The organism is Pseudomonas sp. (assembly GCF_048269965.1).
In the GTDB taxonomy this organism is placed as follows: Bacteria; Pseudomonadota; Gammaproteobacteria; order Pseudomonadales; family Pseudomonadaceae; genus Aquipseudomonas.
In genome coordinates this window covers 237468-258967 of the sequence record NZ_JBLWTV010000002.1, presented here as the reverse complement: position 1 = coordinate 258967, position 21500 = coordinate 237468, and the positions used below count along the sequence as shown (strand labels likewise).

Below are 21500 nucleotides of genomic sequence, written 5' to 3'. Positions count from 1 at the left end.
CTCCGGAACTTGGTCAGGCACGGAAATGCCAGTCGATGGAGGCCATCAGCATCAGGTAGCGCAAGGCGGCGCCGGAGTGATGGTTATGCTCCTGAGCAGTAGGCTTGGCACCTGGCAAACGCAGCATCACTCGAATGCCTATGTGACTGTTCTGGCTGCTTCGATTCTCCGGGACTTGTTCAATGAACCTCAAACGAGGTTTTCCCAGAACCGTGCGCCAACGACTTTTGGTTTGCCTGGGCGTGCGATCATCGTAAATGATGAACTCAATATCAGCCCAAGGGACGCCCAGCTCAGATAACAGCCAGAGGTACTCACGAGCACTCTGATCATCCCTACCGGGGTAGAAGCGCAGTGTCGTCTCGCTCGCCCAGCAGCGCTCCACGAAATCGTCCAGCACTCGACCAGCTTTGGCTTTATGCCGGCTGCTTAGCAGGCGATAGAGCTGATCCGCATAGGCCACCACCCCGACCAGACCTCCGTGTTTAGGCGGTCTTGGGACAAGCTCAATTCTATGATCTGAGTCAGAAATTGCTGGGCTCTGCAGGCGATGCTTGCCGAGGTGGCTAATGTACCTCGCCCGTTCCAGCATGGCCGACCGATCAGCTTCGGTAAACTCAACCCAGTCCATGTTGACCGACTGCCCCGATGCCTCCGCGTATGCCTCATAGGAGAGCATGGATGAGATTTCATTCATTCTCGTCAGTGCCCATCCACCCTCACTCGTCTGATGGGAAATCAGCGGACGCTTAATTTTTCCTTGGTTGCTGCGCCTATAGACCCGCATGCGGCCGATGATTCTCCGCATGTGCCGAATCTCTGCAGGCAGGCCTGGCGCAGGTAGGTCGTCCGGCTTGTTTGGCAAACTGACCTGGGCAATTTTCGCGATGACATGGCCAGGCGGCCAAAATTCAGGATTCCACTGCCAGCACAGCGCTGATAACCATGGCATGCAATGGATGTAGTAGAGCAGGGATGTTTTGGGACTCGCATGCCCGAGCACAGCGCTGGTGATATGGATCACACGTCGAGTGGCGGACTCCGGGGAGTGAAGAAAGGCTCGATTGAACCGTTCTGTGTCCAGCAGCCATTTCATGGTTTGCGGATGCTCACCGAACAGCAACCCAGCCTCCTGACTAATACCGAATGCTGACGCGGCTAACTTAAACGTCAGCCAAGTCGCGGCCGAATGCCTCAGGTGGTGATAGTGCATATCGCTGCACCCAGTCACCCGGCGTAGTGCGTCATGAATAGCTGGCATCAGTGTTGACTCAGATACCCATCGAGTCTGGAATTCCGGGATACAGAACAAGAATTCCGAATATGGACTCTTCAGCTCTTCGTCATCGCGTAGCTGGGCCAGGCGCTCAATGAGCTGCAACTCATCTGGCTCAAGCAACACGTGAAGTTGCAGCGTCCGTGTCGAGTTGCGTGTTTTTAACGCGCGCTGAGCATGTGGTCGAATAAGCAAGTTGATCGGTCGCTCAAGAACAGTAAATCGCTCAGGCGATAGCCGCTTGAGGTTCTGATGTCGACGCCTTACTGCAGCGGCTCGCGCATCAGGCAGCGAAGGCAATTGCAGGTCTCGACGCAGCAATTTCAGCGCCTCATTGCGGCGCAATCCGAGACGAAATCCGAAGATCATCATGGCTTGAGCAACGATGGCGAGACGTGGTGAGCGCTGGCTCAAAGGGCCTGTGGCTAAGTCCCGGAGGACCAGACGATATTGGTCCTCATTGAGGATCTGAGCATCGACGAACTGAGGTGTTTTCCCAATGCCCAGCGTGCTATAGGGGCTGATTGGTGGATACGCAAAAGTTTTCTGCAGGTGACCATGGAACTCCAACAATCCCTTGGCGAGATTCCTCCTCATAGACGAGGTGGGCTGAGCCTCTAGCATCAGCTCATAGAGCTCCTCAAGCGCATCCGGCGAAACTTCCAAGATCGAGTCGGCACATAGCAGATTGTCTAAACCTACACCGACATCCCGAACATAGTTGGCAACTGTTTTGGGCTGTAACATGTTGCCGTAAAACGAGCGGCCGTGAAGCAGGAGTGCCGCCCAGCCATTGATCAAAGCTTCAAGCGTCTGAGGTGGAGGTATATTCTCGACTGGTGAAATTTGCCGCTTGCGGACTTTTCGGCACAATACAGTCAACCATTCGGGAACATTTTGTCGGGGTCTGCGAAACCGGTGCTTTTTCCGTTTCTGCTTCTCTTCGCTACTTGGTACCGGTGCATTCCTATTCAAATGCTGCCAAGAGTCCGACAAAACAGAATGCGACACAAAGTTTGATCTTGTAGCATAATTTATTGACAACTGTGGCAACTGTGTTTGACGCTCAATACGCAGCAACTCAAACACTCGCTCTAGAGAGGCTGGCTGGTTATCAGGGCAAATTTCTCCTTTGGCCAGCGCCGCTTGAATACACCTTAACTTCCCGCCCTTTCGATCCAAGTAAGACCGGCTCTCGGCTAGATCTGCAGCGCAGCGCGACAGAAGCGAGAGCGTTATTGGGTCTGGAAACCACTGCCGGTTCTCAGCCTCAGGTTGACCTCGGATTGAGAGTTGCAACCGGAACTCTGGTATTCCGGATATCCAAATGGCCTGCCCAGGATCAAGCTGAGTCAGCGCGTTCAGTTGGGGAATGTCCATCAGAGCGCCATAATAGGCAGCACTCAGTAGAAGCAGCCCAATCCGCGCATGGGGTGTGAGTTCATCTAGATCACGCCTGATGGCGCGCCCCATCGAATCAACCAAGTCTTGACTGGCCGACAGATTCTCTGAGTTGTACAGGTCTGGGTTAATCGGATTAGGGCGGCGCTGCGTTTCGATCGCTATCCGAGCCAGCGGCAAGCTCGGATTAAAACGCTGTGCCCGACGCGTCACATCTAGCAGTGTGTTGCGCAATGTCGAGCTTTCGAGCTGATTCTCGAGATTTTGCATTTCCTTGATGGGAAAGGTACGCAGCGAACGTTGTCCGCAGAGCCATTCACCGATGCTGTTGCCGGAGTTTTGGCAGCGCTCCCGGAGTGTTATCAGATATCCGCTTTTCCACTCTGGATCATGTTTATCCGGGCTCCAGACAACAGACAGCATTTCATCCGAAAGTCGTGAGCTATTCATGCATCAGCCTCCACAACCAGGTGGCTGTTGCGAACCGTCCAACCGAGCTCCCGCATGAGTGACAACAAGTAGGTATGAAGGCCCTGGACATAGGTACGCGGACAAAAGCTCGAGTAAATATCTTGTGGTTCTTCGCCACTCAGCCAATGGCCCATCAGAGCCGACAGTGTCTCAGGCGGACATCCGCGCTCGGCGAGCTCAGTTCTCAAGAACTTACGGAAGCCATTTACTGCATGAGGTGTGAAACCCTCAATCTGGTGCATTACAGCTTTGATATGGAGCGGCCGAATTTCCTCGTAGCAAAGACAACCATCATCGGTTAAGCGCAGGAAAAATCCGTTGGTAGGAGCCGGTGCATGTAACTCGAGTTGTGCGGTAATTGCTCTGCAGTGAGCCTTATAGGCTTTTAACTGTCGTTTTAGCAGGTCAGTCAACACTACTAGGCGACTCATATGCCCATCATCTGAGCCTTTGTCCCCCAGCGCGCCGTGTCCCCCAGGCGATATAAATTCGTCTTCCTGCTTCAACGGGTCGCGAATAGCTCGACATCCGGTCGCCATAAAGAACATTTGAACCGTCCACAGCGAAAAGCAGTTATGCCAATGAACAAGCTGCTGAAGATTTTTTCGAGGGCGTTTACGCAGCACTACCAGCAACGCCTCGAGATTAGCCTTTACCGTATCCAGTCTAAGGCAGTTTCGGGCACCAACAGCCGCCTCCGGAACGGCGGGCATTGGGGCACTCGGAGCCTCCAGCCCCACGGTGGCATAAACCCCATTTAAAACCTTCTGAACTGACTGGTGATAAAGACCTCGTAAATAGTTAATGCTGTACTGGCTGTAATACAGTGGTGTGTTGGCCGATAGACAAGGCATCCCCGATAGCATGGTGGCTGCAACCACATCGTGAGAGTCTGTGATGATTTGGCGATGTAGGTAGGAGCGCACTTTGTGCATCGTGTAGCGAGGATCTTCGCCCCCAAGCTCGCTCAACAAAGTGCGGATTTCACGTTCTAGGTCTTTGACCTTGCAGGTGATAACGGCAGAACCATTCACCGGCGACAGGTCCCTGATTGCCATAACTAGCGCAGTTGCCCCAACCATGTCCGGTACCGATATTGTTGGCTGAGATGCTCGAACGGCCTTTCGAGGCAAGTGCTCTTCCGCTGCATAGTCCGGTGTAGGTGCAAAAAATCTGAACTCCGCCGGCCCTGCCTCATCAGCCAGAACCAACTCCAGCACCGAGCTCGGGCGCGCATTACGCTCAGCTATCCGTAGTTTTTTGCAGTCCTCAAGTGAACGACCGAACCAGAGCATGAGATGAAGTACCAGCAGTGCCTCCAAGCGCCTCCGATTCTTTATCTGCTCTTGGGCAGGAGCATTACGAATTCGCTCCCGACAGAGCAAAAATTCATCAGTGACACCAAATAGTAGGTTTGCTAGTTCATACTGCGTGAGCAGGTTGTAGCCAAACGGTAAAAACTGCCGACTGCGAGCAATATGAGCAAGCATACCCTCATGACTGAGCAATTCAGCTACATATGGTCTGACTTCACCTCTTGTATCGATCAAACATATTTCACTTGCAGCAGTTCTTTCGCCCAGCGGCAGTGCTTCGTCTAAATTATCGTCTAGCGGTTGAGACGCCACGAAACTTATATATCCAGGGAGCAAATCTGGGTCGTCTGGATCCTCGAGCGGGAACTCGGTTGCCCCTTGGCTAATCAGTACACCTAGGCCTGCGCTATTTGAGCCGCCATGCTGACGATGGCCACCGCCACCGTGACGTTCTGGCGGTTCCTCACCACCGAGGTAGCGGACGAGACGAACTATTGGCGGGTAGTACTCTGCTAGGTAATCGATTGAACTGCCGGCGTCGAATTGGCGGCAACCCTGCGCAAATACAGCAGAGCTGGACCATATATTAAGATCATCTGGTATAGACAGTATCTGCAGTGCGCAGAGTGCTCGGAGTTCAAGGTAAGCGCTGTATCTCTGCCCGCGCAGTCCCAGATCATCTGCCCGTTGCTGATAGGCTACAAGAAGTTGACCAATGAGACGGTAGTAATCCAGCTGGCTTTCTGAATCCGCAGGCTCATGCCACAGCGTCGCGTAGGGGAAGGCGTGATCCTGTACGCCCTTACCGATGACCGGATTGCGCGTACGCCGCTCATCTCCCTGGTAAAACATGGGGCCCAAAGCCGCAACAAAATCAGGATTGTTTCGGATTGAAATAATCCAGCAGCACTCGTCCCGCCAGGCTCTGAGATCGCGCGCACCTAGGCTGAGCTCTGGCGCTACGTCCATGGCATCAAGCGCATTCACAAACCCCTGCATGACTCGGGGGAAATCAATTAGCTGCGAATGAACATCCAGAAACCTCAGCATCTCCACTATCACACCAACATCACGCCCAGCATCTGCAGCCAACGCTAGCAGCTGTGCATGCCGTGAGTCAGGGCTGATGTGTGGCTGGTCCACACTCTCCGAATGATTGGATGTATCTGGCATTTACGGGCTCTCACTTTTTGGATTACTACCTGATAGTGAAATTCCCAAGGCCACTGGTTTTGAGGGTAGAGCTACGCGCAGGCAATTTTATTTTTGAGTTGTTCAAAATTCCGCGCATGCGCGGAAAAATCGTCATATCGATACATCCAATATGCCCAAGGCCATTCTAAAGCGGCGCTACGAGACAGACCTGCTGGCCTACTAGCTGATCTTGACTGGACGGCTGAGATCAGAGCCATGCGGCCCGCTCATTCAAAAATCCGCGCATGCGCGGATTTTGGTATTGGTCGTATTGGCCCAGGTGCTACAAACAATGCCTCGCTATGCAGCTTGGTAAGCCGGGGGTATTCAAAGTCGCACTCTGAATACAAGGCCACGCAAATAATTGCCTGGTCGTCTCATGTATTAGGAGAGAGCACGATGAATGACTGGAAAGCATGCGTTGGGAAAATGAGCGATCGGGAGGTGGCCAGGCGCTTTGGGCTGGGCGCCAGCACCGTTCGACGATATCGCCAATCAAATAACATTCTTGGGTTCTGCCCCGAAGACACCGAGCTGTCACCTGATTTGATTGTGCAACTGGCGACGGAAACCAATTACCGACTGGCAAAAAGATTTGGTGTTTCCATCAACCGAATCAAGCGTGCGAGAGCGGAGCTGAAGATCCCAGAGTCAAAGATCAGTCGTGAGCGTTTCAAACCACTGGAGGACATTTGGACCAGCGAAGCCATAGCTCTACTGGGGATGATGCCGGATACAGAAGTCGCTGACCGTTTAGGCGTCAGTAATTTTCCGGTCAAAAAAATGCGTAGGGAGCTTGGAATACAAGCGTACAAGCGATCGTTGCCCGAAATGACACCCGAAATTATCTTGGAGCTCGGGGGCCTTTCCGACGCCGAGATCGCCCGCCAGCTCGGCGTGTCGGCGAGCTATATCCGCAGGGCGCGGATAAATATAGAGAAGGGCAGCCAGCAATAGATGCAGGTCCGACACTGATAGAGGGATAGGCAGCCAAACGGAGTGTCTGGCTGCCTCTTACCGGCTCATGTTGTCTCCAGCGCTGCGCGCATCCATTTTGGCATTCTGCAGGCCACTAATTTGCTCAGGTCTTCGGGGCTGAGAGCTTTTTTGATTACAGCAACATGTTCCGGAGTAGTACCACCTTTGCCGAGATAAAACAGTGCGCTGATGGCCACCCCCACCCTGGTCCCTGCATGCTGCATCAGCATTGGGGCGGCATGCACGAGCCTGATCTCGGCTTTCCCCACAAATAGAGATCGACTGGAGCCGCTCGTGTAATAGATCGGGATGACCGGCATCTGTGTACTCAGCCCGAAACGTCTCACGGCATCAGCGCCATGGATCTGCAGTGTCCAACGGTTCTGCCTGGCAATCAGATTCACCAAGTCCCAAGGCCCAGGACGACGAACCCGGCCGGTGTATTGACTGTATTTCGGCCGCATGTAGATGCCACGGTACACACGCTCAAGCTCACCGCGGCGAACCAGTTGGGCGACTGCCTTGGAGATGGCCGAGCTCGAACCAAGCTCTGCAAGACACCTGATGCTGAAAGGCCTCCCCTTGCGCAGAAACTTAACCCGCTGCGTGACGAGGTGAGACACCGGCGGCTCAGAATGAGGGCGGGACATTGCTATCGTGTCGACTCCAGCGACGAGCAGAGCAACGGCTGATGGAAAGCGATTACCCGACGTCGATACTCATCTTCAGGCCCATCGCTTACCAGGCATTCCTCAAGGCGCCCCAGCGAGAAAATTTGATCGGCAGATGGATAGTGCCTGAGCAGGCTTTTCGCATAGCTGCGGATATCCTGCGGTAACCCCGAATGACGGGAGAGTTCACGCAGGAACTCCTCGGTTTTGACGATGGCGCGTGTTCTTTCATAGGGAAGGGTCAATCTCGCTATCTCCTGGTCATGAGCTCAAAGTTCCGGACGGCTGGCTCGCCAGCGCCTACCCCACAGCGCGCAGTTCAGCGTTGCGAGCATTGGGAAATCCCTTACGGCCCAATCACCTGCGATCATGATTGCGCTTCGTCTCGGCCTCCTGCCGCTCCATCCACTTGGCCAAGCCCCACATCGTGGTTCCCAGCGCCAGCAAAGGCCAGAGCAACAATTGCGGGATTTGATATTGGGCGCTTAGAAAGAGGCCTGCGCCACCGCAAAGCATCACCACGAAAAACCATCTCATCAACGTGCGCTCCCGATTACATACGAGACACACGGTAACTCGATGTTCCGCTGCACTAACGCAGATGCCGCAAATTTCGTCAGTTCCTAGATTAGGAAATGAGAAATATTTATGGATTTCCGACGCAGCCGTCCTACTGCCGTAAAATCTGGCCACTTGGGAACAGCGTGAGCATGGCTGAATGACACCTCCGTGCTCCGCTGCTCGCAGAGGAGGGGACGGCGATGAGCATCCACAATGCTCATCGCTCACTACTGGTCACCAACGTACAGGGGAGCCCCAAGAGGGACTATGGATTGCCAGCCATCTGTCGAGCGTAATGGCGATCGCTGAGGTCTTTCTTGGGGTCAGCTTTTACCCAGCGCTCAGGTCTGTTGCAGTTCGTGCAGGTCAATACCTGATTATCAGGGCTGAGACTGTATAGGAGGCTCTCAGAGCCAACTTTGATCTTCAACCCAACATCTGAAACCTCGAACCCTGGCACTTCCTGCCCTATTCGATCCATGGTTTCAAAACGAAATGACCAGCGTTTAATCTGACTTTTTCGCCAGACCGTCATGATGATCAAGGCATCTTGTTTCGTTGCTCTCTGATAAACCCAATCGCCTTCATATGGACCTAGCTTGGTTGCTTCTTCGTCTCGCTTGGCCTGCTCATAAATTTGCTCCTGCATCTTGAGCATTTCGGCATTCAGTGCCTCTTCATCCTTAAGGGCTTGGTCTTTCAGCATCCTCTCCAAGTCATAAGGTCCTTGAGGGTCATACTTCCAAACCGATGCGTCATTGATGCCAAGCACCTTGCAGTTGAGACAATCGACACTCTGCTCATCTACATTTCGCGCGAGGGCCAAGCGCTCGGAACTATTAACATCATCAAGGAGTAACTTTTTATCTTTTACTGAAACATTCATTTTAACCAGCGGTTTGATGCGACCGTCGTTCACATCCTCTCCAAATATCTCGGCCTCATCACCGTGAACGTTGAGAACCATTACCCTCTCGCTACCGGGTATCTTATAACGATACGCACCTGTGAAATCCTCACTGCCGCAACCAGCAAGAATAGAGCTAGCAAGAGCTAATGAAACAAACCTAGAAAAGTTTCGCATAAAATCCTTTACGGCAAATCACATAATCAATGACGTACGACTAGACTGACGACTGTGGAAAAGCTAATCAGCCGCATTGCCCTGCTATTAATCGAATCTTAATGCTGTAGTCCATATGGCGTTCAGTTTCATGTAGATCCTTTGGCTTAAAGTCTCGTCGAGAAAAATTAACAATCTCCGAATCAGTGAACCCATACTCCTGCATTCTTTCCAACGTGCACGAACAGAGCGCAGGTGAGGACCCGCGAGCCTTGGAAGCAGCCTCGCATCTTTTAACAAGTTGCTGAACTCCAGTTTCGCCAGCGAAGGCTCCTGATTGCAAAAAAAATGCAAATGACACATAAGCAGCTATGCCAATAATCCTCATATACTTTTAACATCCTTCTATTTAACTGCTTATTTATCGGAAATTAATCGTTTGCACTGAATTACAGCCAATTACGAAGACGGCATGTAGGAAGGCAGCCCTGCAATTCGCTGGGGTGACGTCATGCCATGAGGTCACGTTTTACCAAATTCACAATATACTGTGAAGACCAGAGATGACGCCGCCCAGATAGTCCTCCCTTTTGGGGAGTCATCTGTGGAAGTCGGATTGGCGTTCGGAAAGGTCCTGCGCAGACGGCGTGTCGAAGCAGGATTCACCCAGGAGCAATTGGCCCATGAGGCGGAATTGCAGCGTAACTACGTCAGCCTGATGGAACGGGGCATCAACCAGCCAACGATCACCACCCTGATCAAGCTAGCTAACCCCCTGGGCTGCACCGCAGCTGAGATCGTCGACGAGGTGGAAAGACTCGTTGCAGACCAACGCTGAAAACCGGCCGCCTAAAGCGATCAACGTTGGAAATGTCAGAGAAGGCATATCTGAAGGCTGTGGTTTAAGGGTAGGCGGTCTCAGGATTACAGGGCTATTGAGCCCACCGCCAGCCGCTCTATACAGGGATCTTTCGAGCCCACTGCTCGATAGCGCGCTCAACTTGTTCCTTTGGCAGGTACTCCTGCTCAAGACGTCCTCGTTCTTGCACCAGCAGATACCGATAGAAGTCCGCTTCGTCAGCCAGCAAACCAGGTGGGGCCGAATCCAGAGCTTTGGTCGGCTCGACGACTGCGCTCACCGGTGAGTACTGTTCAAACAGCTCTTGCTCCATCAATAGTGCTTCGACTGCTGGTTGATGGAGTCTCGCTCGCGCCAGCATCAGCAAGCCCCAGGTATCCATATCGCCCCAGTATGCGATCTGTTTCCCGGCCAGGTGCGCGGACGCTAGCCACTGCAAATCGAGTCCTGAGCCCAGCACAGCCAGGGTGTCCGGTAAGTTCTCAGGCAGCAAGTGAATGCATTGCTCATTTTCCACCAGGAGCAATCGCGAACCGGGAAGTGGGGTTTCGGCCAGTTCCGCAGTGGTGAGTCTGAGCCGCTTGAAGGGCAACAGCTCAGGCTGAAGGGGAACGACCAGAACCCAGTGGCTGCTTTCTTCAAAGGCATCCAGAAAAGTCGTCAGGCCTTGCTCGGACGCCGCGCCTCCGAAGCGCTCGTCGAGGAGCCAGGTCAGCAAGCTGGCGTTGCGCTCGAAAAACTTGGTGTCTACGCCGTGCTCGGCAAGCAGGCGCAGCGGACGGCCTCGGGCACAGCCTGGCGACAACCGGGTGGCGAGTCGCACCGTGGCGACGACTTCTTCAGACGGCTTCGTCAACCACAAGCTCCGTTGTGCCACCAGCAGCGCATGAAAGGCACTGTCTACCTGCTCGACCAGATACTCGAGTTGAGCGTATTCCTGGCTGACCCTTGGATCATCGCTCGCGGCAATCCATTCGGAGGGGCTACGCAAGTGCCAACGCATCGGCAAGGAAATGGGGGCCAGCCCTGCTCGGTAGCTGACGGGCTCCCAGTCGACTTTACCCACGCTCACGCTCCGCCAGTTCTCCACATGCCGGAGTACCGCCTGGATGTTGTCAGTGAATAGACGTGCCGAAGGCTTGCCGATGTTGAGGCTTTGCGGCCAGCTAGCGGGATTGAGCAAGCGTTCCAAGCGTACGCTGGAGCGCTGCCATTGTCTGGCCAGGCTGCGACTGATGTCAGTGGGCGACTTCATGCATGGCCTTGATGCGCTGTTGATGATGCTCATCCAACGCTTCCCAGCTCAGGGAAACTAGACTGGATTCCACGCCGCGCCGATGAACGACGACTGCCGAACGCGTATGGTGGCGCAACAGCCGCATTTCCTTGTTGGGCGTGATGAAGACAGCGTGCAAGCCGAATTCCCTCAGCGCCGCGATGATCCGACCGGCAACCGCATGGGAGCTGCGCGAGAACGCCTCGTCGAGAACGATGGTGCCGAACAACGGCCGGCTGCTGCCGTCGGGACAAAGCGCATAGCTGAGTGATGCGGTCAGCACATAGGAGGCGATGATCTCCTTCTCACCACCACTACCGCCCTGAGAGCCTGTTCGGGTTTCGATGACACTCTTGCTTTCTCGATCGATCACTGAGACCGCGAACTCCAGGCGGAAGCGCGGATCCAGAAGCGCTTTGGCGCCCTGATTCCTGCTGTGCTCGCAGGCATCTTTGAGCAGTCCAACGAGCTCCTGTAATGCCTTGTAATGGCTCTCGCCTTCATCATCGATGAAACGCGCCGAGTTCAGTTGGCGCTGAGCCTGTTGCAAGGTGCGCAGGCTTGCATGGATGACCTTTGTCGCAACCAAGCGCAGATAGCGCCCGGGCTGAAAGTCAACACGCTGCATCGTACTGTTCAGGTCATCCAGACGCTCCTCGATCACCGAGACTTCATGGTCGATATAGCTAAGTAGCTGGGTGACGCCGTCATCCGAGGAACGATTGAGGTATTCCAGGAAGCGCTTGAGTTTCTCGGGCAGGGCTTCCTCGGTCAGCACACGTAGACGCTCCAGATACTTTGGTACGTCCACCAGCTCCCGCCCGACCTCTGACAGCGCACCGGTGTCAACCTTCAGGGCGTCGGACATACGTTTGGCAAGCTCGGATTTCTGATCGCCCAGTTTCTCACCCAGCGCTTTGAGCTGCCCTTGAAGCTCATGCGTATGCTTGCGCTCCAGCTCGACAATATCGCCGAGGTCAGCAGCGCTCAGCGTCGGGAAGTGCGCTAGCGCCAACTCACGTTGCGTATCGCTCAGCCCCTTTTCGGCGCCGCGATAAGCCTTACGGGTAGCGGATGCGGCCTGCTCGAACTGAATTTTCAACTGACCGCACTGCTCGATAAGTTGTTGCCTCTGTCGATCCAGAGAGTCCAGCAATGCCTCAGCTTCATCCAGCTCAGCCTTGATAAGGGCGAGGTCAGAGTCGGGGCGTGTCAGGGTGTCCAGCTGAGCACGCAGCGACTCCAGCTGACGCTCGGCACCCGGCAGATCAATCTCCTCGAACTGCAGTTCTTCGACGCGCTGCAGCAGCGAAGCTTGATCCTCCAACTTGCGGACATCGCCCTGGGCAGCATCCAAGGCCAGCTTGGCAGGCGCGAGCTGTTCATTGACCTCGCGAATTTGTTCAGTCAGGAAGGCCAGACGGTCGCGGTTATCGAAGCCGGTCAGCCAGTCTTCATCGAGGCGCTTCTGGTCCTGCTTGTCGAAGAAGCGCTCTTTGCCCGACATCAGCCCCTGGGCCGTCATGGCGAAAGGGGTATGACGCAATTGCTCTGTGCTTTCCACGCAATGTCGGTCGTTGTCCGCCAGTAGAACCTTTACAGCTTCTCGGTACGGATGCTCCTTGAAAGTCAGCTTGCGGGTATAACCATCGTCAAAGAACACTGGCCGCGATGACGGTTCCTTGACCTCCAACAAGCGCACATGTAAGCGGTTGTGTCGTTGGTTCACCCAGCGCAATGCAGCCTCGGACGAGCCCTGCGGCACCAGGATACGCAGCCGGTGGCTACCGATTGCCCGCTCGATGGCCCCCCGCCAAGCCAGCTCCTCGGGCTTGACCTGCACCAGTTCGGCGACGAAAGGAAGGGCCGATTCATCGACGCAAAGCGCCTGCGCCAGATCACCTCGAAAAGCATGAAAATGCCCAGGCAGGTTCGAGCCGGGCCGTCGCTCAACCTCGGCACGCTCATGCTGCAAGCTCTGCAGGCGGCCATCGAGTTCTTTCTGGACGATGCCTGCATCGAACGCCTTTTGCCGTGCCTCAGTAATTTGCTCGGCCAGTACTTCCAGGCGTGCCGTGATCTGCTGCTGATTTTCCTCGAGCGCAGCGGCTGATAACTCCTCCACGAGTCCTAGCCCTTTGGCCAAACGCTGGTACTGCTCGGCTTTCAGGCGCCGTTTATCAAACTCCCGAACCCAATCCGCGATGCGCGCGCGCAATAGATCTATCTCTGCACCGCCTACTCGCAGGTAGCGCTGACGATGCTGATCGACCACGCCCTTCTGGATATCAAACTGTCCCCTGCATTGCTCCTGATTCAGTTCGGCCTGTTTTTGCGCCTTCTCAAGCCTGTTGGTTTCAGCCAACCACAGGCGATACCCCTGTTCGGCGAACCAGACCGGAAGAATGCCTTCGAGCGTCTGTTTATCGTGTAACTGTTGCTGCAAGGCCTTGTAACGCTCCCAGCCATCGGCGACCGGTTGCAATGAGCGCTGCTGCTTTCTAGCGGTTTCCAGCTCTCGGTGAATGTCCGTTAGATCATCGAAGCTGCTTGCGACCTCGGCAGCCCGCTCGAAGGCAGAGCGATCATCCAGCACCAACTCTCGAAAGATCTCATCAATACTGTTGAGCTGCTTCAGGCCGGCAGCGCGGTTGAGCAAGGTGAAGGCGTTTTCACCCACTTCGAAGTAATCCCTTAGCCTAGCTAAGAAAGCTTTCTTGCTGGGATAAGGCCAGATACCCGTCCCATCCTTCTCCATCTGACGCAGCGCCCGCATGCCACCTGCGTGATGCTGGCTCAGCCAATGCTCCAGCGTCTGCTCGGGGGACTCGCTTAAAAGCCAAAGTTTTTTCAGATCGGACGCCGAGGAGCTTGTGCCCTCGAACCAGAGCACAGCACCCAGTCGAACCTGCGTACCATCACGCTCGAGCGTGGCGGCAATGGCGGTGACCGTCTTACCCTGGCGAGCGATATGAGATTGCTCCACACCCCCGTCCCCTGGGCCGGTTACTCCCCGCACATAGGACACCAGATCCCGGTCACTTTCATGTCCACCCGTGGAGGCCAGGTTGTAGCGCGGATTGGCGCACAGCAAGGTCATCAGTGCGTCCACCAGCGTCGTTTTACCGCTACCCGTTGGGCCGATCACGGCGGTGCCTGAGGGATCGATCTCGGCACGGTGATAGCCCTGAAAGCCGCCCCAGTTATAGAGTTCGATGCTGCTGAGAATGAAGGTCTCGCTGTCACGCCAGAGTAGTGCTTGCTTCACGCCTCATCCTCCTCAGCACCAGCAACCGGCGTAGCCGCGCCCTCCACCTGCTCGCGCAGCCAAGCCACGAGTGCCTGCAGGTTTTCTGGGTTGGCCAAGTGGGTAATGATGGGGCGGATGATGACTCGATCATGAGCATCCAGAGCCGACACCAGACCATGCCCCTTGAGCTGGTCCAGCAGTGTGATGATGCGATTGCGCTCCTTAGCCTCACTGCCCAGCTCGCCCAGGTAAACCTGCAATTGGGGAATCAGTTCATCAACCGCTACCAGTGCCTGACTGGCGCCCGTACCGCTTTCCTGTTCGTACGCAATGAAATGCTGTCGCAGAATGGCTATCAGCAGGGACTGCTCCAGATTCAGCCTTTGCCGACGCACAAGGGGGTGCGACCATTCATCCTGCTCGGCTACCTCGCCCTGGCGAACGGTAACAAACACCAGTCCCCGAACCTCGTCGACCCCCATGGCAAGGTCGAGGGGTTCCAGAATTCTGTCGACCGCCTCGATATTGGAAAGCGCTGAGCGATACAGGTTGGGCTTGTGACTTTCTTCCAGCAGCCCGTACTTGAGCATTTCCTGTACGGCCTCACGTACCCGTTGCGGCGTCCGGCGCTCATCGACCTGAACAGCGGCGCTCATAAGAGGCTGTTCATCATCCATGCCGTCATCCAACGCCATGGGCTCCAACGTCAGCTCCGTTTCGTCGGTGCCAGAGGCGCCTGCAATTCGATCGAAGATCCCTGCCATGCTTACAACTCCCAATCGATGTCCTTGAGTGCCTCGTGGTCGAGTCCGACATAAGGCAGATTGAAGCGCCAGCGTTGCTCATCCTCGTCAACTAGCTCCACGAGCTGACGCTCCTCTGCCAGCACCTCGATACCTGCCTCGCGTGCCATCGCCAGCCAGAGCGCAAAGGTTTCCAGGTCGTGAACAGGTGGAAGCAAAGACGCAAGCTCCACGAGACTCACAGGGCGACCCTGCTCCACCAGCACAGCCAGAGTGTCATGAATCAGCGCTTCACGATCCAGCCCGTCGAAGGCATCCCAGAAGTCATCATCAATCTGCTCCAACCCCGCCGGCTTCAAACTCAGATCCAGCTCGCCCGTATCATCGTCATCCAGGGTCTTGAAGCGGAGACGCTCGATTGCAGGAACACCGGTAATGGCTACGCCAACTGGTGGTAAACATGCAGGCTTACGGCGTTCTGACTGGCGTTGCCAGTCGACGCTGAGCGCTAGATTGAAGAAGTCGTTGAGTAACTGTCCGACGCGATGATGTTCGGCGGCCAGCCCTGTCTTCATGAAGCCACGAACATCACGCTCGCTTCGGGCGCGCGCTTGGAGCACAGCCTGCGACTCCCGAACCAGGCGTAACGCCAGCCAACGCAGCTCACGTTGCTGGGGACGATTCAGCGCCTTTGGAACCGCTGGATGACGAAGGATGGTGCGCAAGCGCTCACGCATGGTTTCCAGCTCAGCGGACTGCCTCAGTTGCTGCTGGAAGCTTTCGAAGACACGCCCCTCCGGCGTGTTGAGTAGAGCATCTTGCCCGTCCAACAACCGATCGACGATTTCTCCACGGTGAGACTGTTCGCTGATGATGGAGTGTCTAAGGGCGCGATCCGCCTCGCGCCAAGAGTCTTCAACTCGTCGGAAGTCTGCGCGCAGGCTGGTGGCCAGGTTATATACCTCGCGTATGCCCTCTATCGCCTGCACTTCATCCAGCACGACGACGTGGCCAGCTTCTACCTGCGCTAGCTCGTGCTCCAAATCCTGGATTCGGCGGCGCAGGCTGGCAATACGGCCAGTTGGGCTGGGGTTCAGACCCGTTTCCAGGTTTTCGATCTCGCGCTGAACCACCGAAAGGCGAGATGCTGTGGAAGTCATGATCCGACTATCCAGCGAATCTACGAACTGGATGGCTGACTCCAGCGCGTCGGTTGCGTAGATACGGCCCTCTCGCTCTACGACGAGGCGCCGCTTGATCCATTCACGAAGTTCACGACCTGCTTGGAGATGCGTTGCATCCGGGTCGATTTCGTAAAGCTCCTGGCTGGCATAAGCAGCCAGCATTTCGGACAGCGCTTGCAGCGCATCCTCCATGGGGATCCCATCATGCGCCCGCTCGAATAGTGTGCGCAGGCAGCCCAATACGAGCGGAGCACGCCGCGAGGCGAGCAAAAGCCACGCTGGGTGCTGGCTGCGGGCGGATACATAGCGTTCTGAACGCTGTTGCGCGCTTTCTTCCATGACGGCCACATTGACAAAGGTTGTCTGAGAGCGAGCTTACCAAGCTAACCCGCTGTCTCATGATACGTATTTGTCCTGGCGGGTGGGCTCCGTTTAATGGTCCGCAGGGGCGGTGTCATTTGAATAGAGTGAGTGAAAGGCCAGGCCAGTCGAGGTTTAACGATTTATTCCGGGGGCGCATGCTGGATATTGGCGATTCGGTGGAGGGTTCTGTCGTCACGAGGGTGTATTAGGCTAGTTCGGCGAAGGTGCCCCAGTGAGCGCTTGTGGCGGCTCAGTGGTTTTTGCAGGACTGCCACCGACAGTCTGCGGTAATCGAGTGCAGCCACGGTGGCTACAGAGCGAAGTCACGATGACCTATCAGTGAGCTGCCGGTGCATTAGCTGAGTGCGGCATGGGGATAGTGAATTTCCCCGGTGGTATTGCGGGATTTTCAGCTCAACAACGGCGGTGGTAGCTAACAGGCCTGGGGCGAGTTCAAATATCAGAAGCTGCGGCTAGAGATGAGGGGAGTCGTCGTTACAACGCTCTGAGCCCAGGAGCTTTTTGCTATCCTGTCGATCTGCGCCGCGGGACTTCGTTGGCAACGGCTCGCCGTTGCTTCCCCCTGCGGACACCCATTCAACCGTTCCCTGGGGTCACGATGCGGAATCATGTAGTGATTGAGGACTGGGACGGCGACGGTGCTATTCGCCTACCCGACGACGTTCTGCAGGAGATGGGCGTCGACGTCGGAGATACGCTCTACCTCCTTGAGGAGTATGTGGGCACGACCCGCTGCCTAGTGCTCAGTAAGTCACCGCGCATTCCTGATCGCGTGGATGAGCTGGTTGGCCACTGGGAGTCGTTTGGCAAGGCCGCAAGCGACTTGGCCAAGGATGAATAAGCCGATGCCATTTGTTTCTGGCTACTTCAGACCATCCTTTGGTGTGTTCCGTTGAACTGCACTTCCTTGGTCGCAGATACGTTGATTCCCAATTTTGAAGCAGCCTAAGCGTGAGTGTGGCGGCGTTCTGCCATGAATGTAGCAACTTTGCAGTTTGTGTGTGGTGGTGTACCATCTCGGTGCGCGTAGTGATTCAGCGTTGCTGGCCGCAATGCTAGGTTCTCTGTTTCATGGTCGCTGCTCCCCCCTCCGGAGATTGCGCTTCGCGGGGGTCGAACTCTCCAAGCAAAAGCCCGCTATCAGCGGGCTTTTGTCTTTCTAGCCTAGTGAGGCTATCTCATCTACCTCTTGCTTTTGTTCTTTCTTTGGCATTGAGGACAGCTTTGGACTAGGTCTTCGGTGATTTGATAGTAGTAGGGTATGAAGATGGACAAGCCTTCACTTGATATCACGTCATAGGAAAGTGCCTTGGCTGTTACCTCTTCCCCATCGCTCATAAGCGTAGTCTCATGCACCAAGATATTTGTTAGTGGCAGATTCTCTGGGTTGTAAATTCGCACGTCGCCTGGTTGACGGGCATAAGCCTCGAAATTGTCGCCGGCTTTTCCATAAGCGATATCATTGGCCTTAATCCAGTTGACCGGTTCTGCCGCCTGGCACCAAGTAATTATTTTTTCAAGTTTCTCGGGAGTGTACAGTCGAGAGAAGTCTCCATGTTCTTCACACTTTCCAAGTTCTGCAAAACCCCCGAAAGCATATTCATAAGAATATTTGCCCGCAGTGAGTGGAAGTCTGAAGTAATTCTGGGGGAGGGCACTTTGAAGCCTGGTGCATCTGAGTAGGTTGAATACAATATCGTAGAGCTGGTAAAGGCAGTAGCCTTGGTGGTCAGGGTGCCCGCTAATTTTCAGCGTTTCATGACTTTCTATGTCGGAATTGAAGACGCTCGAGAACTTGTCGTTGCCATACGTAAAGAATCCTTTGGAGAGTATGAATACTGCATTGGGTAATGCGCTTCTTTCATAGGCTTCAGCGTTTGATTCAAGTTCGCGTACTATGGTCATCCAGTCGAGGTCTGTATCGTAGGCGAAAATTATACCAAAGCCGTTGTGTTCTACTCTTTCATTTCCAAAGGTAATTTCGGGCCTATTGCTCTTCATTCGCTTCAGCTGCTTGAAAGAAGAAATATTTTTGAATGCGCTTTTCAGCTCCGACTTTGTGAGTTTTGATTTGACTTGAATTGCGCCGTAACAGTACTCGATAGGCAGGACTTCGTAGATGTCATGTCGCTGCATTAAGGTGAATGAATCCAAGGCATCATAAAATAATATATCTAGCTCGTTGCTTAGATGGCCACTAGTTGATGCTGCGCGAACACTTGTTTCTGAGACTGAGAATCTTCCAGGTAGTAGCCTTGTTTCTATAAAGAATTTTCTGAGCAGGGTTTCTCTTACATTTCCAACATCTCTAGGGTGCTTGATGTCCTTGGAGATCTCGTACTCTCGCACCATCTTGGCTTGCAGGTTTACTAGCTCGCGCTCCAATCCATGGAATTCTTTGTCTTTCGAACGAAGTTTAATAGCGCGTGTGGTTTGACTCGTAAGCCATTCTTTGGTGCGTGTTTGGCTTTCTTCCAGCTCATCGCGCTGTTTTCTTGCAGGCGTGACTCGTCTCCGCTTAGATTTCTGTTGACCGGACATTGTTGATCACATCCTTGATTAGCTGTCTGTACTGAACTAAAAAGCCCGCAAATGCGGGCTTCGAGCTTTCGTGGCTTACGGTACTACTGAAGCCAGTCCTCGACCACCTCGGCACCGAACTCTGTCTTCCTGGCCTTGAGCACTTTGCGGTTGCCACCTTTGGCCTCGACGACCTCGCCAGTGTTGGGGTTTTTGTAAACCTTCAGCTTACGTGGTGCTTTGGTACTGGCCGGCCGAGGTACCGCAGCACCGGTCTGTGGATCCATGATGGAGATCAGGCCGCGCAGGTTCACTCCGTACTCGTTCATCAATGCCCGTAGCTTATTTTCGAATTCGATCTCTCGCAGCTGGTGCCATGAGCAACCAGCGTTATTCCGAAGAACTCAAAATCTGCATATTTCAATGCAGCGGAGGCCAGAAAATATCTGGCTACTTCAGACCATCCCTAGGCAAATCGCAGGCAGTGGCCGAGTGCTTTGCGAGCAAGGGCAACCCTGGCCCCCGCAACGCCACAGGGCACCTTAATGCAATACGATGCAGACCCCTCCATGCTAAGCTAGGTCTTTGCCCGAGCGCCCTCTCCCGAGCCTATGTACCGGTGATGAAGCTTGGGCCAAGGCGATCTCTTGTAGATCGCTTTTTATTTTTATCACCCGCTGAACTGCAGCTAGCAGCAAAAGGGGGCCTGTATCGGTCTCTACAGTTGTCAGCTAGTCGACATTCACACTATCTGTTCAGTCGCAGGACGTGAGACCGGGCTAGCTAGGTGTCAAAATCGCTGGGGCCAATTTCGTTTTTTGTGCCCTAGATAACCACCCATAGATACCGCTAAGAGCTATAAACTGCAGGCAGCGAGATAAGGCCAAAGCCTTGCGGGACGGTACTTAAGGGCATTTTTGAGCGTTTGCCGCCAACCAAAATTCCTGTACCGTATTGGCCTCCGAAGGAGGGGTCGTGGGTTCGAATCCCGCCGAGTGCGCCATATCTATGTAATTTAAAAGTCTTTTCCCCAAGGCTTTGCCGATCCAGATCCTGAATTGGCTTATTTCCCACAACTGATCTTCATGCCGATACTCAGCCTGTTGTGAGCATTGCCCGCAGCGCCGCGTTTCGATTGCTTGTCGGGTTGTGCCAAATATGTGCCTAAACCGTGCCTTGAAGCCTGGTTCCCTATTTTGCGAGCGGGGGTTCTGAGTACTAGCCAGAAACCTAGCTGCAGCCATGCCTCGCGGCGATGGAGCCAGGTCAGCGCCAGGTACCAGCGATCTGTTAACCTCAACGCTCCACCGGTGAGGTACTGGGCTAAGGTGCTCACTGCAGGTTGGTAGTCGATACTCAGGCTCAATAGCGCGACAGGTTTGGAAAAACGCTCTTCCCCACTCCTGCTGGCTTACGGCGTTATTTCTTGAGCTATGAGGCTTCCAGCGTCTCCTTGAAGCGGGACTTGAGGTAGGCCACCAGCATGCTCACCCTTCGCGGCAAATACTGGCGATTCGGGTAAACCGCATGGAGGGTTCGCGCCGTGGGTGGGTAATCCGTCAGTACTGGCAGCACAGTCCCGGCAGCCAGCTCTCGGTCGACCATTACCCGCGGTACCAGGCCGAGCCCCTGGTGGTGAAGCACCGCCTGAATCAGCATAAGGCTGTTATCCACGCTCAGCCTCCCCCCTACTCGCACCGAGCGAATCTCATCACCTGCGGTGAACTGCCAGTCTGTGGCGTCACTGCTGCGGCTGTAAACGATGCAATTGTGCTCGGCAAGGTCTTCCAGGTTCAGTGGTTTTCCGTGCCGCTCCAGGTAAGCAGGGGTTGCCACCACGACTCGCTGCAGCGTGGTCATCGGCATCGCTACCAGGTTTGAATCAGCCAGTTCGGCAGATGCGCGTAGCGCCAGATCGATGCCATCGCGCACCAGGTCAACCGGTTGGTCACTGAGGCGCAGCTCCAACTGCAACTGCGGGTGCTCACTCTGGAAATCGAGGAGCAGAGGCCCGATCAAGCTCAGCGTCAGTGACACGGGAGCCGAGATCACCAGGCGACCCGCTATCTGCTGCCGTTCCTCGCTGAGCTGATCGTGCAGTACCTGGGTTTCCTGCTCAACACGCAGGCAGTACTCGTAAAAAAGCTGTCCGGCTTCCGTAAGTTGCAGGCTGCGCGTGCTGCGCTGCAGCAGCAGGTTCTGCATCCAGTCTTCCAAATATTTAACGTACTTGCTAATGGTGGCGTTGGAGCACGCCATTTCATCTGCCGCCGCCGAAAAGCTCCCCAGTTTGACGACCCGCACGAAGCAGCGCATTGCCTGCAATCTGTCCATTCCCACCCACCTGGCCTTT

General features: G+C 54.7%; 15 protein-coding genes. 3 read left to right on the top strand and 12 right to left on the bottom strand.

The features are described 5' to 3' along the window. Positions 1-13 precede the first annotated feature (13 nt). Positions 14-3127 (bottom strand): hypothetical protein, encoded by a 3114-nt coding sequence (locus ACN0X6_RS03475; RefSeq protein ID WP_417702134.1) that lies wholly within the window; start codon positions 3125-3127, stop codon positions 14-16. Next, the gene (locus ACN0X6_RS03470; protein WP_417702132.1) at positions 3124-5637 is read right to left on the bottom strand and encodes a hypothetical protein; all 2514 of its coding nucleotides are present in this window, start codon (positions 5635-5637) and stop codon (positions 3124-3126) included. The genes ACN0X6_RS03475 and ACN0X6_RS03470 overlap by 4 nt, the downstream gene beginning before the upstream one ends. Before the next feature lie 420 nt (positions 5638-6057). Here ACN0X6_RS03470 and ACN0X6_RS03465 point away from each other — a divergent pair, with 420 nt between their 5' ends. Beyond that, positions 6058-6615 (top strand): hypothetical protein, encoded by a 558-nt coding sequence (locus ACN0X6_RS03465; protein WP_417702130.1) that lies wholly within the window; start codon positions 6058-6060, stop codon positions 6613-6615. 65 nt (positions 6616-6680) lie between these two features. Here ACN0X6_RS03465 and ACN0X6_RS03460 read toward each other — a convergent pair whose 3' ends face one another. The 3 genes from ACN0X6_RS03460 to ACN0X6_RS03450 form a co-directional block, all read right to left on the bottom strand. Next, entirely contained in the window at positions 6681-7286 is a 606-nt protein-coding gene (locus ACN0X6_RS03460; protein WP_268180502.1) for a DUF6088 family protein, read from the bottom strand. A 2-nt stretch (positions 7287-7288) separates the two neighbouring features. Further along, positions 7289-7552, bottom strand: coding sequence for a BPSL0761 family protein (locus ACN0X6_RS03455; protein WP_071535074.1), 264 nt, complete (start codon positions 7550-7552; stop codon positions 7289-7291). A 581-nt stretch (positions 7553-8133) separates the two neighbouring features. Then, the gene (locus tag ACN0X6_RS03450; RefSeq protein WP_417702126.1) at positions 8134-8835 is read right to left on the bottom strand and encodes a hypothetical protein; all 702 of its coding nucleotides are present in this window, start codon (positions 8833-8835) and stop codon (positions 8134-8136) included. Positions 8836-9535: 700 nt separating this feature from the next. Here ACN0X6_RS03450 and ACN0X6_RS03445 point away from each other — a divergent pair. Continuing rightward, positions 9536-9769, top strand: a complete 234-nt coding sequence (locus ACN0X6_RS03445) for a helix-turn-helix domain-containing protein (protein ID WP_105446919.1) — start codon at positions 9536-9538, stop codon at positions 9767-9769. 118 nt (positions 9770-9887) lie between these two features. Here the strand turns inward: ACN0X6_RS03445 and ACN0X6_RS03440 are convergent, their stop codons facing one another. Genes ACN0X6_RS03440 through ACN0X6_RS03425 form a run of 4 tightly spaced genes read right to left on the bottom strand, consistent with a single transcriptional unit; the run spans position 9888 to position 16582 of the window. Then, positions 9888-11078 (bottom strand): Wadjet anti-phage system protein JetD domain-containing protein, encoded by a 1191-nt coding sequence (locus ACN0X6_RS03440; protein WP_417702123.1) that lies wholly within the window; start codon positions 11076-11078, stop codon positions 9888-9890. Next, entirely contained in the window at positions 11029-14334 is a 3306-nt protein-coding gene (locus ACN0X6_RS03435; RefSeq protein ID WP_417702121.1) for an ATP-binding protein, read from the bottom strand. The genes ACN0X6_RS03440 and ACN0X6_RS03435 overlap by 50 nt, the downstream gene beginning before the upstream one ends. Beyond that, entirely contained in the window at positions 14331-15080 is a 750-nt protein-coding gene (locus tag ACN0X6_RS03430; protein WP_417702119.1) for a DUF4194 domain-containing protein, read from the bottom strand. Before ACN0X6_RS03430 ends, ACN0X6_RS03435 begins: the two co-directional genes overlap by 4 nt. A gap of 2 nt (positions 15081-15082) precedes the next feature. Continuing rightward, positions 15083-16582, bottom strand: coding sequence for a DUF3375 domain-containing protein (locus ACN0X6_RS03425; RefSeq protein ID WP_417702117.1), 1500 nt, complete (start codon positions 16580-16582; stop codon positions 15083-15085). 643 nt (positions 16583-17225) lie between these two features. Here ACN0X6_RS03425 and ACN0X6_RS03420 point away from each other — a divergent pair. Continuing rightward, complete coding sequence (locus ACN0X6_RS03420) at positions 17226-17468, top strand: AbrB/MazE/SpoVT family DNA-binding domain-containing protein (protein WP_417702115.1); 243 nt, start codon at positions 17226-17228, stop codon at positions 17466-17468. A 341-nt stretch (positions 17469-17809) separates the two neighbouring features. Here ACN0X6_RS03420 and ACN0X6_RS03415 read toward each other — a convergent pair whose 3' ends face one another. The 3 genes from ACN0X6_RS03415 to ACN0X6_RS03405 all read right to left on the bottom strand — a co-directional run bounded on the left by ACN0X6_RS03415 (position 17810) and on the right by ACN0X6_RS03405 (position 21481). Beyond that, positions 17810-19168: a DUF6602 domain-containing protein gene (locus ACN0X6_RS03415; protein WP_417702113.1), complete on the bottom strand. Its 1359-nt coding sequence runs from the start codon at positions 19166-19168 to the stop codon at positions 17810-17812. A gap of 83 nt (positions 19169-19251) precedes the next feature. Further along, positions 19252-19506: a histone-like nucleoid-structuring protein, MvaT/MvaU family gene (locus ACN0X6_RS03410; RefSeq protein WP_417702335.1), complete on the bottom strand. Its 255-nt coding sequence runs from the start codon at positions 19504-19506 to the stop codon at positions 19252-19254. Positions 19507-20578: 1072 nt separating this feature from the next. Further along, positions 20579-21481 (bottom strand): LysR family transcriptional regulator, encoded by a 903-nt coding sequence (locus ACN0X6_RS03405; RefSeq protein ID WP_417702111.1) that lies wholly within the window; start codon positions 21479-21481, stop codon positions 20579-20581. Between the last annotated feature and the right edge of the window lie 19 nt (positions 21482-21500).

What these genes read in the sequence shown, in the direction of transcription:
- ACN0X6_RS03475 (WP_417702134.1), bottom strand. Translation starts at nt 3,127, where the DNA reads ATGAATAGCTCACGACTTTCGGATGAAATGCTGTCTGTTGTCTGGAGC.
- ACN0X6_RS03470 (WP_417702132.1), bottom strand. Translation starts at nt 5,637, where the DNA reads ATGCCAGATACATCCAATCATTCGGAGAGTGTGGACCAGCCACACATC.
- ACN0X6_RS03465 (WP_417702130.1), top strand. Translation starts at nt 6,058, where the DNA reads ATGAATGACTGGAAAGCATGCGTTGGGAAAATGAGCGATCGGGAGGTG.
- ACN0X6_RS03460 (WP_268180502.1), bottom strand. Translation starts at nt 7,286, where the DNA reads ATGTCCCGCCCTCATTCTGAGCCGCCGGTGTCTCACCTCGTCACGCAG.
- ACN0X6_RS03450 (WP_417702126.1), bottom strand. Translation starts at nt 8,835, where the DNA reads ATGGTTCTCAACGTTCACGGTGATGAGGCCGAGATATTTGGAGAGGAT.
- ACN0X6_RS03440 (WP_417702123.1), bottom strand. Translation starts at nt 11,078, where the DNA reads ATGAGCATCATCAACAGCGCATCAAGGCCATGCATGAAGTCGCCCACT.
- ACN0X6_RS03430 (WP_417702119.1), bottom strand. Translation starts at nt 15,080, where the DNA reads ATGGCAGGGATCTTCGATCGAATTGCAGGCGCCTCTGGCACCGACGAA.
- ACN0X6_RS03425 (WP_417702117.1), bottom strand. Translation starts at nt 16,582, where the DNA reads ATGGAAGAAAGCGCGCAACAGCGTTCAGAACGCTATGTATCCGCCCGC.
- ACN0X6_RS03420 (WP_417702115.1), top strand. Translation starts at nt 17,226, where the DNA reads ATGCGGAATCATGTAGTGATTGAGGACTGGGACGGCGACGGTGCTATT.
- ACN0X6_RS03415 (WP_417702113.1), bottom strand. Translation starts at nt 19,168, where the DNA reads ATGTCCGGTCAACAGAAATCTAAGCGGAGACGAGTCACGCCTGCAAGA.
- ACN0X6_RS03405 (WP_417702111.1), bottom strand. Translation starts at nt 21,481, where the DNA reads ATGGACAGATTGCAGGCAATGCGCTGCTTCGTGCGGGTCGTCAAACTG.